Here is a 14,968-nt window from a genome sequence, read left to right on the forward strand (position 1 = left end):
TCAGGGGACCGGCGTCAGCCCCTTGCCGCGAAAATCGGCATGGACCTCCAGAAGATCGACGAAGGCGGGCAGGCTTGCCGGCCGATAGCGGTTCGGATGCCAGAGGGCGAAGACCATGTCGCTGATCGTGTGGCCGGCCGAGACGAGCGCGGCCGAATTGTCGAGATGGTGGACCTCGCGCGCGGAGGAGGAGACCACGGCGATGCCATGCCCGTCGCGCGCCAGCGAGATCAGTGTGTGCGTGCTGTCGCTTTCCAGCATGATGCGCGGGCGTATGCCGACACCGGCGCAGGCATGATCGAAGAGCTGGCGGGTCAGGAAGCCGCGCCTGAGAACGAGAAAGCGGTCGTCCGAAAGTTCCCGGATGTCGATCGCGCGGGCCCCCTTGGCGGGATGGCTCTCGGGCAACACGGCGAAGAGCTCGGCCTTGAAAAGTTCGCGGCCGACGAGATTGCAGGTGTTGGTGCGGCTCGCCACCGCCATATGCACGCCGCCATTCTCGACGAGTTCGACAAGGGCGTCGTTATGCGCCTCGCTGATGACCAGGTTCACATTCGGATAGAGGCGGGCGAATTCCGTCATCACCGGCGAGATGAGGCCGGAAATGGTCTGCGGGGAGGCGCCGATGCGCAGCAGGCCCACATGGCCGTGCTCCAGCCCGTAGGCGCGGTTGATCAGCGCCTGCGCCTGATCGAGAAGCTGGGCCGAATGCATGAGAAGATCGTCGCCCTCTGCCGTCAGCACCAGCCGTTTTCCGATGCGCTCGAACAGCTTGACGCCGAGCTTGCGTTCCAGCGCCTGTATCTGGCGGGAGAGCGCCGGCTGGCTCAAATGCACGACTTTCGCGGCTCCCGAAACGCTCAATCGTTCGGCCACGGCGACGAAATTCTGCAGCTCCTTGAGCTCGAGCATGATGTTTTCCCCCGGTGTTTTATCAATGCATACGATGCATATCGATGGCTATTTTAAATGCATTGGACACAGCAATCAATCGCTGACAGATTGCCGCTGCAAGCACGGTAACGATGGTTGCGAAGCGGCATCGGGTCGGAGATTCAATATGAAAATCAATATCAACGCCGATATTGGCGAAGGCTTTGGAAAATTCAGAATGGGCAATGACGAGGAGCTTATGCGCCTCATCGGCTCGGCCAATATCGCGTGTGGGATGCATGCCGGCGATCCCACCATCATGGTGCAGACGGTGGAGCTCGCAAAACGCGAAAACGTCTCCATCGGCGCGCATCCGGGCTTCAACGATATCTGGGGATTCGGCCGCCGGCAGATCCGCATGAACCCGCTCGATCTCGAATACTCGGTGACCTATCAGATCGGCGCCCTGCAGGCGCTGGCGGCCTCGCGCGGCGCCCGCGTGACGCATGTCAAACCGCATGGCGCGCTCAACAACATGGCGCATGACGACAGCGATGTCGCGATGGCGGTGGGGCGTGGCATCAAGGCGGCCGATCCCGAGCTCATCTTCGTTGCCAATGCCGGCTCGCAGATGACGCGTGCCGGCGAAAAGCTCGGACTGCGCATCGCCAATGAATCCTACGTGGATCGCCGCTATGACGACAACGGCAAGATGCTCTCGCGCGAGCTTGAGAACTCCGTGATCCGTTCGCCGGAAGAAGCGAGCGAGCAGGTGGTGCGGATACTGGAGGAAGGTGCGCTCTTCTCCGTCAGCGGCAAGCGCATTCCCGCCGAGGTCCACACCTTCTGCATTCATGGCGACGAGCCGACCGCCGTGCCGGTGATGAAGGCCGTGCGGGCGAAGTTTGCCAAACGCGGCATCGAGGTTGTAACAATTCCGCAGATGCTGGGCATGGACGCCTAGTGGTGCGATCGCAACAGATGGTACCCATCTGTTTCCTGCCAGGCTCATCCTCCCTCATGGTGAGCTTGTCGAACCACGCACAGGGTCGATGCAACGGACTGTCATGCGCAATGGCGTTCGAAGGACGCGTGGCGCTCGAGACGGCTATCCGGTGAAGCTCCATTTCAAGAGGTCCGCATGTTCATCGCCAATAGGACGGCCGATTACGGCAAGCCGCTCTCGCAGGAGGATGCCGCACTTCTCGGTGCCGAGGCGGCATCGCAGACGGAGCGGTTCCTGTCCCATCGGGAAGGCCATGCAGAGACACCGCTGCGGGCCTTGCCCGGGCTTGCCGGACAACTTGGCGTCGGTTCGATCCACGTCAAGGACGAGGGGCTTCGGCTGGGGCTTGGCAGCTTCAAGGCGCTTGGTGGTTCCTATGCGGTCATTCGCCTCGCACTCGAGGAAGCCTCGCGGCGGCTCGGGCGGAATGTGGACGTGGCCGAGCTGCAATCACCGGAGGTGAGGGCCGTGTCGGCCGGGCTGACGGTGGCCTGTGCCACGGACGGCAATCACGGGCGCTCCGTGGCACAGGGCGCGAGCCTGATCGGCGCGCGGGCGATGATCTTCGTCCATTCGGGCGTCAGCCGGAAACGGGCCGACGAGATCGCCCGCTTCGGAGCCGAAGTGATCCGTGTTGAGGGCAATTACGACGAGTCCGTCGCCGAGGCGAACCGGGTTGCCGAACAGAACGGCTGGACGGTCGTTTCCGACACGGCATGGCCGGGTTACGAACGCATCCCGGGTCTCGTCATGCAGGGCTACGTGCCTCTCTTGCGTGAGGCGCTGCGCGCGATGTCCGAACCGCCCACCCACGTCTTCATGCAGGCTGGCGTGGGCGGCGTGGCCGCTGCCATTGCCGGTCATCTGGCGGTGACTTTCGGCGCTGCAAGGCCCCGCTTCGTCGTCGTGGAGCCCGCGCGAGCCGCTTGTGTTTTCGAAACAGCGAAGGCGGATCGCATCGTCAGGATCGAACATGGTGAGCCAACCGTGATGGCGATGCTCGAATGCTATGAGCCGTCGCTCGTCGCCTGGCGCATCCTGTCGCGCGTCGCCGATGGTTTCATGACCGTGGAAGAGGAGGATGCCGTTTCGGCGATGAGACGGCTTGGCCGCCCTCTGGAAGGCGATCCCGCAATCGTCGCCGGCGAGAGCGGTGGCGTGGGGCTCGCAGGCCTCATTCGCGCGCTCGGAAATGAGCGCGCATGCAGGATGCTTCAGCTCGATGCTCTATCGCGGATTTTCCTCGTCAACACGGAAGGTGCCACCGACCCCGGGCTCTATGAGAAACTCACGGGCCTGCGGCCCGAGGCGGTTGGTGGCGCTGTCGGTTTCCGTTTTGGCGCGGGAACCAACGCCGAGATCTGAGCTTGACGTTCGTTCGGTTTCCTGAAGCGTGGCCGTGATGCGCTGCGACACCCGCCAGGCTTCAGGCATTCGTCGAATGGCTTACTGATTGAAGTCTCTCTCTGTCACGATTGCAACGCGGCTGGCCAGATTGCCCCACCGCAAACCGCGGCGGGGCTCCCGATACCGGTGGGATCAGGCAAGCTGGCGATCGGCTCCAGCTATGCCCTCCATGCAAAGCCAGCGATGCCGGCGTTCAGGCCAGTGAAGCATCTGCGGTGGCGGAAAGTCCGGATCTTCAAGACAGCCTGCGGACAGGGAGATCGCATCCTTGAGCACTTCAGCGGTCATGAAGACGATGGATCCGCAAACGGGGCAAAAATGTTGCTCCATCCATCCTCCAGATGGTCCGATCCTGCGCCAGGACTTCACCTCTCCCTTTTGGCTGGCGATCGCCGCCTTCGGGTAGATCACGCGGTAGGAGAAGGCCGAACCGGTGCAGCGCTGGCACTCGGCGCAGGCGCAGGCATAGACTCGCCGCGGCTCCCCCACACAGACGAGTTTCACCTTGCGGCAGGAACAGGTTGCCGTGCGCATCGAATTATGCATCCGCCTTCTCCATGTCGGGGTGGATGACATCGCGCCGGAACAACGGAGCGAGCGAAGCGAAGTCGGCGCTTGCACCGTTTTGCGCGAGCGCGCGGTGAAAGAACCCATCCATGGTGTGTGGCAGGGTTGCGTCCAGCCCTTGCTCCTCGCAGAATTCGAGCAGGTGTTGGAACGCGCTGTGGTGAGCGCCGATGGAAGCCAGTGTCTTCTCGTCACCTGCGAAGCGACCGCTCCGCGTGCGGTCGATCAAATCGAGCAGCGCTGCATCGACAACGGGCTTGAAGGCGAGAAACTGATTGTGGAACGTCTCGATGTCGATGCCTTCAGCCTGCGCAACCGCCAAACCTTGCAAGGCGCCGAACAGACCGCCCCACATCTGGGTGAGCAGCGCGATGTCCAGGGCGGAAGCTTGTCCCGGCGCATCGCCGACATATCGCGTCTGGCCGCCGAGAGTGAGGAGTACGGGCTCACTGGTTTCGAACGCCGATTTTGACCCGGAATACAGGAGTGCCGCCTCCGGCCGCCCGATGAAATCCGGTGTGGCCATGATCGCACCGTCCAGATATTCGGCACCCTGTGCTTCGGCCCAGGCCGCTTCCTCGCGGGCCAGCCTCGGCGAGCCGGAGGTAAGCTGGACGATGATCTTGCCGGACAGGAGAGCGGCCACCCCGTCGCCTTTCAGCACTGCGTCGCTCGCTGCGTAATCCAAGACGTTGACGAAGATGACGTCCGATTGCCCGACGACCTCTTCGACGCTGCGGCCGCTCTTCGCCCCCAGAGCGATCAGGTGTGCGCATTTTGCAGCCGTGCGATTCCACACGCTCGTGGAATAACCGTTGTTCAAGAGCGTCCTGACAATGGAGGAGCCCATGCGTCCTGCGCCGAGGACGCAGACTTCCTGTTTCATAATTTCTCTCCGTGGCTCAAGGCCGCTTGAAGGTTTTCTGTTTGGGCGCGCGCAGTGCGAAGTTATAAGAACGCCGCTGGGGATGAAGTACGCACCTTGCGGTAAGCGTCCAAAACTGTCAGGAGCCCGACAATATGAGCAGCAAGGAGCCGGACGACTGCGGGTTCAACGCGGCGCTGCAAGCGATCGGCGGAAAGTGGAAACCGTCATTGCTGTGGGCTCTGCATCTGCGTCCGCATCGCTTCGCCGAGTTGCGGCGGCTGCTGCCCGGCATCAGCGAGAAGGTGCTTGCTCAGCAATTGCGGCGGATGGAAGCCGACGGCCTGGTCAATCGGCACGATTATGGCGAGGTGCCGCCACGGGTCGAATACTCGATCACTCCCCTCGGGCTCAGCTTGAACGATGCGGTGACCGCAATGTCGAAATGGGGAAAGCAGCACGAAAGCTGGAAAGCGCGCCAAGGCGCTCCAGTTTAAAAGTTTTCAGGCCGGCTGGCGCGTCATCGCCGCGGATTGAGACATCGGTGTTGTACCATCTGGGACGGCCAATCCGCGGTGTCGGTTCTCACGCCTGCGTCAACGACGTCATGATCAACGAAAGCCAGCGGCGAGGACTGCCGCGAGGCCTTCTCGCAGGTCCTTGACGAAATATCCGGGCACCTCCAGCGACGGAAAATGCCCCCCGGTTTCGGGTGTCCTCCATCGGACGATCTGTCGGTACCGCTCCTGTGCCCAGACGCGGGGACACTTCTCGATGTCGTGGGGATAGATGCTGATTGCCGACGGGACGTCGACCCGGAGTTCGGGGTCGAGCGCGTTCACGCCGCCATGGCTTTCGTGATAGATGCGGGCCGCCGAGGCGCCGGTCCGCGTCAGCCAATACAATGTGACATTGTCGAGGATGCGATCGATGGAAATCGTCTCGAAGGGGCTATCGTCGGTATCTGTCCACTCGGCGAATTTGTCGAGGATCCAGGCGAGAAGTCCGACCGGTGAATCGACAAGCGAATAACCGATGGTCTGCGGCCGGGTCGCCTGCTGCTTCGCGTACGCCGCCCGGTGGTGCCAGAAATCACGGGTTTCCTCGATCCATTTGCGCTCGGCCGCCGTCAGCCCGTCCGTTGTCAAACAGGGCGGTGCTTGCGCCAGGGTTGTGTGGATGCCGAGAACCCGCCCTGGGAATCGGCCGCCGAGGACCGTGGTGATCACACCTCCCCAGTCGCCGCCATGGGCTGCGAACTGGCCGTAGCCGAGCCTTCCCATCAGTTCGACCCATGCTGCCGCAATCTTCCCGACCCCCCATCCGGTAGTGGCCGGTTTGTCGCTGTAGCCAAAGCCCGGCAGCGACGGAACCACGACGTGGAACGCTGGCGCTTCTGGATCCTCCGGATCGGCCAGATCGTCAATGACGTCGATGAACTCAGCGATGCTGCCCGGCCAGCCGTGCGTCAGGATCACGGGAGTGGCATCCGCTCGGGCGGATCGGCGGTGCAGGAAGTGGATCCCCAGACCGTCGATGATCGTGCGGTACTGGCCGATCCGGTTGAGGCGCGCCTCGAACGGCCGCCAATCATAGTCGGTGCGCCAGTGGTTCACGATATCGACGAGATCGGCGAGAGGAACGCCCTGTTCCCATCGGCGGGGATGGGGTGCGGGGCGATAGACCGTCTCGGCTTCCGGCAGCCGCGCTGCGGCCAGCCGCGTGCGCAGATCATTGAGATCGGCGTCGGTGGCGTGGGTCTCGAACGCTTGGACCTCGCCGGTTGGACAGTTCATGAGGTGCCCCTGCCGACGTGAGCGGCCGCGGCATAGCGCTTGAGCGTTGCAAAGCATCGACGAACAATTTTGGCCCGCTCGATCCGTCCCTGGTTTCGGATCCGGTGAACGGTCTCCTGATCGATGCCCGCAACCCGAAGCTGACGGGTGGAGACATCTTCGGTGTGGTAGTTAGAAAAACTAAAAGCCATCTGACTTCCTTTCCGTTTATCTTCTCGATGAAACATAGGGAATAATGGCATTCAGGGCTTGTCAGAAAAGCTGCATTGCCGTTAGTTTTTCTATCATGTCGAGACGAAACGAGATCGCTTGGTTGCCGCTGAATTCGCTTCGTGCTTTTGCGGCGGTCCATGAAACCGGCTCTGTCGGCGCTGCCGCCGCCATGCTCAAGGTGACGCATGGCGCGGTAAGCCAGCATCTCCGGGGCCTGGAAGATCGTTTGCAGCGCAAATTGTTCACCCGCTCCGGCAACCGTCTGGTCATGCTGCCGGAAGCCGCGGACCTGGCGGACAGTCTGCTGGGGAATTTCAGGGCGATTGCCGGTGATATCGACCGATTCCGACGTGACGACAACATCCTCAACATCACCGTGACGCCGCATTTCGCCCAGTACTGGCTGCTGCCGCGGCTTGGCGGGTTTCTGCAACGTCATCCGGAAATCGATCTGCGCATCAACGCCGACGCGACAGCGCATGATCTCGCCCAAGGTGATTTCGATGCCGCTGTCAGGCATGGTGACGGCAACTGGCCGGGGTTGAACTGCGAAAGGCTTCTTGAAAGCAGGGATGTCGTCGTGGCGGCGCCTTCGGTTGTGGAGTCCGTTTCCGTCGAGACGCCTCAGGACCTGACCAAGCTGCCGTGGATCCTGGATGAGGACCGGGAGCTCGAAATGTCGAACTGGTTCGATGACCATGGCCTGGCCCATCAAGATCATCCACGGATCACCCGCCTGCCGAGCGCCTTGACGCTTGTCGCGGCACTTGACGGGCACGGCGTGGCGTGGCTGCCCCACGTTTATGCTGCGCCTTATTTGGCCAGTGGGCGCCTGGTGCAATTGTTCAGCGACGACCGGTGGCCGGCACAGAACACACACCACTATTATCTGTGCTGGTCAGACAGCAAGAACCGTCCGGGCTTCAGGACGTTCCGGCGATGGATAAGGCGGCAGCTTTCCGGATAGTCGAGCAAGGAAACCGGCTTCTACAGACACCGGTCGCAGCCAGCAGAAGCTCCGTTGCAGACCAGGCCGCGCTGGCGCGTTCTCGTCAAGACGCCTCGGTTGGAACGCTCAGGCAGATATCCGGTCTGCGATCAAAGGAGGGCAGCCGGCTGCGAAGCCGCAATGTCCGGATTGTCTGCGCCCTGTTTTCCAACGTTGCTTTCGGTGCTCTCCCACCAATCGCCCAGCGCATCGATGAGAGGCACCAGTCGTTCTCCCTCCGGTGTCAGATCGTACTCGACACGCAGCGGGTAGCCGCCAAATTCGGTGCGACGGACGATGCCTGCGTCCTCCAGTTTGCGCAGCTCGAGCGTCAGCATCTTGTGGGAGATCGTCGGATTGTCCCGGCGAAGATCGCTGAACCGCTTGGTGCCCTCCTGCAGATAATAGATCAGCAGTGTCGGCCAGCGACCGCTGAGGATCTGCATGACCTCTTCGATGGGGCAGCGGGAAACAAGGTCTTTCATCGGCAGCTCATGGTAACAAAAAGGTGCGTAATTTACTTGCGGCAACGACCCGTTAAGGTCCGGCTCCGCTGCGCAGCGTGATCATCAGAAATCACGGAGAACAAAACATGGAACCTATCCTCATATATGGCTTCCCGGCGGGAAGCTCCATGGGGCTCGTCGCTGCGCTCGAGTGGCTGGGGCATTCCTACAGGCTCTGTCGCGTCGACATGCTCGGCGAGATGCGGGAGCCATCCTACAGGCGGCTCAATCCGCGCGTCGAGACGCCGGCCCTGATCACCGACCGGGGCGATGTGCTGACGGAAACCATGGCGATCGCCGCCTGGTTGGAGGCGCGTGACACGAAACGACGGGTCAGCTTCGATCCGCTGTCGCGCGAGGCGGAACGCATGCACCAACTCATGGCGTTCATCAATACGGGCTTCACCGGTGCGTTCGGGCCGCTTTGGGCCGCGATGGAAATGCAGCCGCCCAACCCGGCGATGCAATCGGCTCTGAGGGAATGGGGCAGCGAAAGCGTCATCGAACGCCATGACCGGCTCGAAGAGATGATCGGAGACACCCGGTTTCTGATCGCCGATCAGCCGACGCTGGCTGACGGCATTCTGATCGGGGTTGCCCGTTGGCTCGATTTCCATCAGGTGGCCGACAAGGCCCGCTGGCCGAAACTTGCCGCCCTTAGAACCCGCATCGAGGCCGATCCGGCCGTCATTCATGCCGCGTCGCTGGAGAACGGTGAGATGTCTCCGGGAAACGGGGCGTGCCGAGGCCATGTCCCGTTGACGGAAGTCATCGACCGGTTCGGCTCGAAATAGCCACTGCGCGCGGCCCGCAATCGATGCCGGCCGCGCGCAAACGCCCTGCACCTCGAGCCAACGCCGCGATCTCGACCAGGCTGACCCAAGCTCGACCTCCGCAGACAACCGCTTTGCGCTCCATCGCGCCAAAGCAGACACCGACCAAAGGAAGACCAGTTCCCGTCTGCCTGCGGTGGACGCCGGGGACTCGCGCACCGTCGACGTGTAACACTAGCCCGAACGGAGCGGCTTGCCGGCGCAGATCGCGTAGCGATATTGCGTCGCGCGCTCCATCGCCTTCAGGAGGCTCATATGCCGCGCCTGTGCGCGGTGGATCGCTCCGAGGCGGGTGTCGATGGTCGGCGCCTCGAAGCCTGCCTGTGCGAGCAGGCCGCAAATGTCCTCGGCCCGCGCACCGTTCGAAAAGTGGACGCGCGACAGGATGCTGCGATGGCGCGCAGTCATCTGTGTGCCGGGATCGACCGGGCCCGATCTGGCCAGCCTCAGCCTTTCGACGATCCGGCGCAGACGGGACGCCCAGGTTTCGGTGACGAAATCTCCGTCGACGATCAGCAGGCGCCCGCCCGGCCTCAGCAGCCTCAGCCATTCGGCGAAGGCCGCTGCAGGATCGACGAGCGTCCAGACCAGATGCCGGGTGACGATGACGTCATAGCTTTCCCGCTCTTCCATGGTGCGCTCCGCATCGCCGAGCAGAAAGCGGATGTCGCTCCCTCTCTGGCGTGCCTTGGCCTGCGCTCTGGCAAGCATGGCCTCCGACCAGTCCAGCCCAGTCACCTCGAAGCCCAGATCATGCATGAGATGGGAGACAACTCCGGTTCCGCATGCCAGATCCAGCGCCCGACGGCCTGCGCCGGAGCCCAGATGCCTGAGGATCAGCCTGTGCCAGGCCCGGCGTTCGGCATCGCAGAAGATTTCGTGCCCCACCGAGAGGTCGAACGTTTCTGCGCGCGCCGACCAGTAGTCCCGAATTTCGTCCCTGAGTGCGTAGTTGGCCAACTCCGTCATCACACCTTGCGATCCCCGTTTGGAATCGCTCTAAAAGATAATTCTTGAGAAGAGAAGTCTTATTTTATAAGTCGATGCATGAAGTCAATTTTCAGCGAGAGCGTCATGAATTTCCGTACGATCGTTGCCGCCACGGCGGTGGTCGCAGCAATCCTGTCCGCGCCTTTATCCGCAAGCGCCGAAACCGCGATGGTGACCGACGTCACCGGACGAAAGGTTGAAGTGAATGTGCCCGTGGAACGCGTCATCCTGGGCGAGGGGCGGCAGATTTATCTGGTGGCTGCGCTCGACACGGACAATCCCTTCAAGCGTGTGGTGGGATGGCGCGAGGATTTCTCCCAAGCCGATCCGGACAATTACGCCGTCTATCTCGAGAAGTTCCCCGAGATGGCGGACATTCCCACCTTCGGCGGTTTCAAGGACGGTACTTTCGACGTGGAGCAGGCGGTTTCGCTCAATCCCGACGTCGTTCTCATGAACATCGAGTCCAAGCAGGCGACGGAAGACGCGAAGTACATTGAGAAACTCGCCGCCGCGGGCATTCCGCTGGTCTATGTGGACTTCCGCGAGCACCCGCTCACCAACACCGAACCCAGCATGCGCCTGTTCGGCAAGCTGTTCGGCAAGGAGCAGCGCGCCGAGGAGTTCATCGCCTGGCGCAGCGACCAGATCGAGCGCGTCACCGACGTTATCGAGAAGGAAAACCCTGAACGGCCCCAGGTCTTCATCGAACGGGCCGGCGGCTACTCCGAAGACTGCTGCATGAGCTTCGGCGACGACAATTTCGGCAAATATGTCGAGTTGGCGGGCGGCGAGAATATCGCCAAGAACATGATTCCCGGCACCTTCGGCACCGTAAACCCCGAACAGATCATCGCATCCGACCCCGATCAGATCATCATCACCGGCGGCTGGTGGGAGGCCTATGTGCCCGGCGGTGCCTGGGTTGGCGTCGGGCCCGGCCGCGACCGGAAGGAGGCGCTGCGCAAGCTCGATAAGCTCACCGAGCGCCCGGCTTTCACCGGTGTTGCCGCGGTGGAGAACGGCCAGGTGCACGCCATCTGGCATCAGTTCTACAACAGCCCCTATCAGTTCGTTGCCATTCAGCAGATGGCGAAATGGCTGCATCCGGAGCTGTTTGCCGACCTCGATGCCGAGGCGACCTTCAAGGAGTTGCACGAACGGTTCCTTCCCGTCGATTACCGCCCGGGGTACTGGGTTTCACTTTCCGGGACGCAGACGTCGAACTGATGGAGAGGGAACCGGCGATGCGCATTTGGCGCCTCCTACAGGCAGCTTTGCTTGCATGGGCCGCGCTCACCGTGGCCGCGCGGGCGGAAACTGCAACCGTCACCGACGTCGCCGGACGCGAGATCCAGGTGAACGTGCCCGTCGAGCGGGCGATCCTTGGTGAGGGGCGGCAACTTTACATCGTGGCGGCGCTCGACCGCGAAGATCCGGCGAGGCGCATTGTCGGCTGGCGGAACGATCTCATCGAGGCCGATCCCGAGACCTACAGGGCCTATCGCGCAAAGTTCCCGCACTTCGCCGATATCCCGGCCTTTTCGGGCTATGAGGAAAGCCTGATCGACATCGAGGCCGCGATCGCGCAGAAGCCGGACGTGGTCTTCCTGAACCTCGAAGCCAAGCAGGCGACCGATGAAGCGAGCTATGTCGAGAAGCTGGGCGCGCTCGGCATCCCCGTCGTCTATGTCGATTTCCGCCACAAGCCGATGGAGAACACCGAGCCGACCATCCGGCTCTTCGGCACGCTCTTCCAACAGCAGGAACGGGCGGAAGCGCTGATCGCCTTCCGTCGCGAACAGATCAGCCGCGTCACGGATATGATCGCGGCGCGAAAGCCGGTCCGCCCCAACGTGTTCATCGACCGGGCCGCCGGCTACTACGAGGACTGCTGCCACACTTTCGGAGGCGAGAATTTCGGCCTGTTCGTTGATCTCGCCGGCGGCAACAACTTCGCCACGGCACTGCTGCCCGGCACGTTCGGCCAGCTCAACCCCGAGCAGGTCGTGGCGGCCGACCCGGAACATATCCTCGTGACCAGCGCCGATTGGGAAGCCTATGTGTATGATGGCAAGTGGGTTCCCGTGGGGCCGGGCGCCGATCCCGCCGAAGTGAAGCGCAAGCTCGCCTTCTATCCGTCCCGGCCGGCCTATATGGGCGCCAAGGCCCAGGAGACGAAGGCATTCCACGCCATCTGGCATCAGTTCTACAACAGCCCCTATCAGTTCGTGGCGATCCAGCGCCTGGCCAAGTGGTTCCACCCCGAATTGTTCGCCGGGCTCGACCCGCATGACACCTTCCGGACGCTGCACGAGCGGTTCCTGCCGATCGACTATCAGCGGGGTTATTGGGGATCGCTTCAGGATGAGTGAGCAGGCGACACTTCTTGCGCAGCCCGTCGAGGAAGGGAGCCGGCGATACCGCGCCCTCGTGTGGCGGCGGCAGCTCATTCTTGTGGGGCTGGGCGCTGCGCTTGTCTTCAGCTTCTGCCTGGACCTGGCCTTCGGTCCCGCCCGCTATGGCCTGGGCGAGGTGGTGCAGGGCCTGTTTGCTCCGGACACAGTCTCGCAGCAGGTGCGCGTTGTCCTGTGGGACATCCGCATGCCCGTGGCACTGATGGCTGTGGTCGTCGGCGCGGCGCTTGCTGTCGCCGGCGCGCAGATGCAGACCATCCTCAACAACCCGCTCGCAAGCCCCTTCACGCTCGGCATTTCCGCTGCAGCCAGCTTCGGCGCCGCCCTTGCGCTCGCCTTCGGCGTCGCTCTCATCCCCGCGGCCATCGAATATGTGGTGCCGATCAACGCCTTCGTGATGGCCATGCTGGCCGCGTTTCTCATTCACCTCCTGAGCGTCAAGCGCGGCGTGACGGTGGAGACGATCGTCCTGCTCGGCATCGCACTGGTCTTCACCTTCAATGCGCTCCTGTCGCTCATCCAGTTCCTCTCCTCGGCGGAAGCGCTGGCAGCGGTGGTCTTCTGGACCATGGGCAGCCTGACCAAGGCGACATGGCCCAAGCTCGGCATCACCGCACTGGTGCTGTTTGCGGTCTTGCCGGTCTTCGCACATCGGGCTTGGGCACTGACGGCGCTGCGGCTGGGCGAAGACAAGGCGGCGAGCTTCGGCGTCAAGGTAGCGCGCCTCAGGCTCGAGACGCTGATCCTGGTAAGCCTGCTTGCCGCGATCCCCGTCGCCTTTGTCGGCACGATCGGCTTCGTCGGGCTGGTGGGGCCGCATATCGCCCGCATGATCATCGGCGAGGATCAGCGCTTCTTCCTGCCGGCATCCGCCCTTTCGGGCGCGCTGATCCTGTCGGCCGCCTCCGTGCTCAGCAAGCTGCTCATCCCGGGCACGATCTTTCCCATCGGCATCGTCACCTCGCTGATCGGCATCCCCTTCTTCATTTCCCTCATACTGTCCAGTGCGAGACGCTCATGGTGACCCTTAGGCTCGATTCGCTGGGTGCGCGCTACGGCCGCAACCTCACGCTGGAGGGTGTGACGACACCGGCCTTCAAGGGCGGCGAGGTGGTGGCGGTCATCGGCCCGAACGCCGCCGGAAAATCCACGCTGTTCAAGCGGATGGCCGGTATTCTGTCGGGGCCGGGCACGCTGCATGCGGAGAATGCGCGCAAAGGGCGCAGGGGCATCTGCTACATGCCGCAGGACACGTCCGCCAACGCCGTGCTGACCATCTATGAGTCGGTGCTGCTTGCGCGGAAGCAGGGGACGGGCTGGCGCGTCGACGCCGCTGATCTCATGCTGATAGACGAGACCCTTGAGGCGCTCGGCATTGCGGGCATCGCGTTCAGGACCATCGGCGAGCTGTCCGGCGGTCAGCGGCAGCTTGCCAGCCTGGCGCAGACGCTGGTGCGCGAGCCGGAAATCCTGCTGATGGACGAGCCGACCTCGGCCCTCGACCTGGCGCGCCAGGTCGAGGTGCTCGACCTCGTGCGCAACCTGGCGAAGGCCCGCGGCATGGTCGTGCTGATCGCCTTGCACGACCTCAACCACGCCCTGCGCTTTTGCGATCAGGTGATGGTCATCGCCGGTGGCCGGCTGGTCGCGTGCGGTGCGGCTCCCAGCATCATAACCTCGGCGCTGTTGCGCGACATATACCATGTGGAAGCGCGCATCGAGCCCTGCTCGAAGGGGATCGGGCACGTCATCATCGACGGGCCGGTTGCCAAGCCTCGAACAGTCCCCAAAGCGCTGGCGGAACCTGCCTGCTTGTCGCACTGACTGCGAATTTGCCGTGAAGCGGGAGTCGGGCCTTGATCGCGGCTCTTAAATACTCGTTGGCTGGCTGCGATACCATCAGGATGCCAAGTGCCAACGAAACACCACTCCTCCACCCGAGGCGAGGAGGGCTGGATCGCTCAGGAAGCGGGGTCGGTGACGAAAGGCATGATGTCCACGCCGTCTCCTGGAAAGACAGAGAAATGCGGGTGGTTCTCGAAGAGGCGGGCGGCGGCCTCGACGGTCTCGGCTTCAACGACGATGTAGCCGCAGAAGGGATTCACGGCGTCGGCGATGCCGTCCTTTGTCACGCGCGTCGTCTTGCCGACCATGCCACCACGATCGGGGAACGATGCGGCGTTCCTCTTCTCCCAGTCCACCCACTGCTTTAACCCAACTGTGTCGACCGCATCCTGCTCAGCCTTGGGCAGGCTGCGAAATCGGGCGAGGTCTTCGGGTTTCATCGTATAGACGGCAAGAAAGCGGGGCATGCGGCGCTCTTCATGCTGGCAGAATGACATCCTAACTTAAACACCCTGTTGGCCGAAGTCACTCCGCATTCGCGCCCTGCAAGTGCCCGCTGCCCATCTGCAACACATCGTAAGTCCGCTTGCGCAAAGCGACCCCAAGCGAGGAAATAATCGATGGTCGCTTGCAAGATATGGATGTTGTCAGCGCAATGACCT

Annotated in this window: 17 protein-coding genes; 9 read left to right on the forward strand and 8 right to left on the reverse strand. The window is 62.6% G+C overall.

The features are described 5' to 3' along the window. A complete protein-coding gene (locus NUU27_RS01150) occupies window positions 1-912 on the reverse strand; it encodes a LysR family transcriptional regulator (protein ID WP_257760191.1) in 912 nt (303 codons plus the stop codon). A 148-nt stretch (window positions 913-1,060) separates the two neighbouring features. Here NUU27_RS01150 and NUU27_RS01155 point away from each other — a divergent pair, with 148 nt between their 5' ends. Beyond that, a complete protein-coding gene (locus NUU27_RS01155) occupies window positions 1,061-1,837 on the forward strand; it encodes a LamB/YcsF family protein (RefSeq protein WP_257760220.1) in 777 nt (258 codons plus the stop codon). 177 nt (window positions 1,838-2,014) lie between these two features. Beyond that, window positions 2,015-3,244, forward strand: a complete 1,230-nt coding sequence (locus NUU27_RS01160) for a diaminopropionate ammonia-lyase (protein ID WP_257760192.1) — start codon at window positions 2,015-2,017, stop codon at window positions 3,242-3,244. Between the two features lie 174 nt (window positions 3,245-3,418). Here NUU27_RS01160 and NUU27_RS01165 read toward each other — a convergent pair whose 3' ends face one another. Both NUU27_RS01165 and NUU27_RS01170 read right to left on the reverse strand, forming a co-directional pair. Beyond that, window positions 3,419-3,820 (reverse strand): GFA family protein, encoded by a 402-nt coding sequence (locus NUU27_RS01165; protein WP_257760193.1) that lies wholly within the window; start codon window positions 3,818-3,820, stop codon window positions 3,419-3,421. Between the two features lie 4 nt (window positions 3,821-3,824). Continuing rightward, the gene (locus NUU27_RS01170; RefSeq protein ID WP_374565207.1) at window positions 3,825-4,823 is read right to left on the reverse strand and encodes an NAD(P)-dependent oxidoreductase; all 999 of its coding nucleotides are present in this window, start codon (window positions 4,821-4,823) and stop codon (window positions 3,825-3,827) included. 50 nt (window positions 4,824-4,873) lie between these two features. Between NUU27_RS01170 and NUU27_RS01175 the strand changes: the two genes are divergently transcribed. Next, window positions 4,874-5,215, forward strand: coding sequence for a helix-turn-helix domain-containing protein (locus NUU27_RS01175; RefSeq protein ID WP_257760195.1), 342 nt, complete (start codon window positions 4,874-4,876; stop codon window positions 5,213-5,215). 114 nt (window positions 5,216-5,329) lie between these two features. On the opposite strand, the gene NUU27_RS01180 is transcribed toward NUU27_RS01175, so the two are convergent. Together NUU27_RS01180 and NUU27_RS01185 are read right to left on the reverse strand one after the other, a co-directional pair. After that, complete coding sequence (locus tag NUU27_RS01180; protein ID WP_257760196.1) at window positions 5,330-6,514, reverse strand: epoxide hydrolase family protein; 1,185 nt, start codon at window positions 6,512-6,514, stop codon at window positions 5,330-5,332. Next, window positions 6,511-6,705 carry a hypothetical protein gene (locus NUU27_RS01185; RefSeq protein WP_257760197.1) on the reverse strand — a complete coding sequence of 65 codons (195 nt, stop codon included), beginning with the start codon at window positions 6,703-6,705 and terminating at the stop codon, window positions 6,511-6,513. Before NUU27_RS01185 ends, NUU27_RS01180 begins: the two co-directional genes overlap by 4 nt. Window positions 6,706-6,827: 122 nt before the next feature. Here NUU27_RS01185 and NUU27_RS01190 point away from each other — a divergent pair, with 122 nt between their 5' ends. Then, on the forward strand, window positions 6,828-7,694 hold the full coding sequence (locus NUU27_RS01190; protein WP_257760198.1) for a LysR substrate-binding domain-containing protein: 867 nt from the start codon (window positions 6,828-6,830) through the stop codon (window positions 7,692-7,694). Window positions 7,695-7,825: 131 nt separating this feature from the next. Here the strand turns inward: NUU27_RS01190 and NUU27_RS01195 are convergent, their stop codons facing one another. Beyond that, complete coding sequence (locus tag NUU27_RS01195) at window positions 7,826-8,200, reverse strand: helix-turn-helix domain-containing protein (protein ID WP_257760199.1); 375 nt, start codon at window positions 8,198-8,200, stop codon at window positions 7,826-7,828. A gap of 107 nt (window positions 8,201-8,307) precedes the next feature. On the opposite strand from NUU27_RS01195, the gene NUU27_RS01200 reads away from it, so the two are divergent. Continuing rightward, window positions 8,308-9,015 carry a glutathione S-transferase family protein gene (locus tag NUU27_RS01200; RefSeq protein ID WP_257760200.1) on the forward strand — a complete coding sequence of 236 codons (708 nt, stop codon included), beginning with the start codon at window positions 8,308-8,310 and terminating at the stop codon, window positions 9,013-9,015. Window positions 9,016-9,228: 213 nt separating this feature from the next. On the opposite strand, the gene NUU27_RS01205 is transcribed toward NUU27_RS01200, so the two are convergent. Continuing rightward, window positions 9,229-10,023, reverse strand: coding sequence for a class I SAM-dependent methyltransferase (locus tag NUU27_RS01205; protein WP_257760201.1), 795 nt, complete (start codon window positions 10,021-10,023; stop codon window positions 9,229-9,231). Window positions 10,024-10,128: 105 nt separating this feature from the next. On the opposite strand from NUU27_RS01205, the gene NUU27_RS01210 reads away from it, so the two are divergent. From NUU27_RS01210 to NUU27_RS01225, 4 genes are read left to right on the forward strand one after another with little or no spacing between them, the layout of a single operon-like run. Next, the gene (locus NUU27_RS01210; RefSeq protein WP_257760202.1) at window positions 10,129-11,274 is read left to right on the forward strand and encodes an ABC transporter substrate-binding protein; all 1,146 of its coding nucleotides are present in this window, start codon (window positions 10,129-10,131) and stop codon (window positions 11,272-11,274) included. A gap of 17 nt (window positions 11,275-11,291) precedes the next feature. Further along, entirely contained in the window at window positions 11,292-12,419 is a 1,128-nt protein-coding gene (locus tag NUU27_RS01215; RefSeq protein WP_257760203.1) for an ABC transporter substrate-binding protein, read from the forward strand. Next, window positions 12,412-13,485 carry an iron ABC transporter permease gene (locus NUU27_RS01220; RefSeq protein WP_257760204.1) on the forward strand — a complete coding sequence of 358 codons (1,074 nt, stop codon included), beginning with the start codon at window positions 12,412-12,414 and terminating at the stop codon, window positions 13,483-13,485. The genes NUU27_RS01215 and NUU27_RS01220 overlap by 8 nt, the downstream gene beginning before the upstream one ends. Further along, complete coding sequence (locus NUU27_RS01225; RefSeq protein ID WP_257760205.1) at window positions 13,479-14,285, forward strand: ABC transporter ATP-binding protein; 807 nt, start codon at window positions 13,479-13,481, stop codon at window positions 14,283-14,285. The genes NUU27_RS01220 and NUU27_RS01225 overlap by 7 nt, the downstream gene beginning before the upstream one ends. 137 nt (window positions 14,286-14,422) lie before the next feature. Here NUU27_RS01225 and NUU27_RS01230 read toward each other — a convergent pair whose 3' ends face one another. Beyond that, window positions 14,423-14,773, reverse strand: a complete 351-nt coding sequence (locus NUU27_RS01230; RefSeq protein ID WP_257760206.1) for a hypothetical protein — start codon at window positions 14,771-14,773, stop codon at window positions 14,423-14,425. Window positions 14,774-14,968 lie beyond the last annotated feature (195 nt).

Origin of the sequence: Nitratireductor sp. ZSWI3 (assembly GCF_024655565.1) — a bacterium.
In the GTDB taxonomy this organism is placed as follows: Bacteria; Pseudomonadota; Alphaproteobacteria; order Rhizobiales; family Rhizobiaceae; genus Nitratireductor.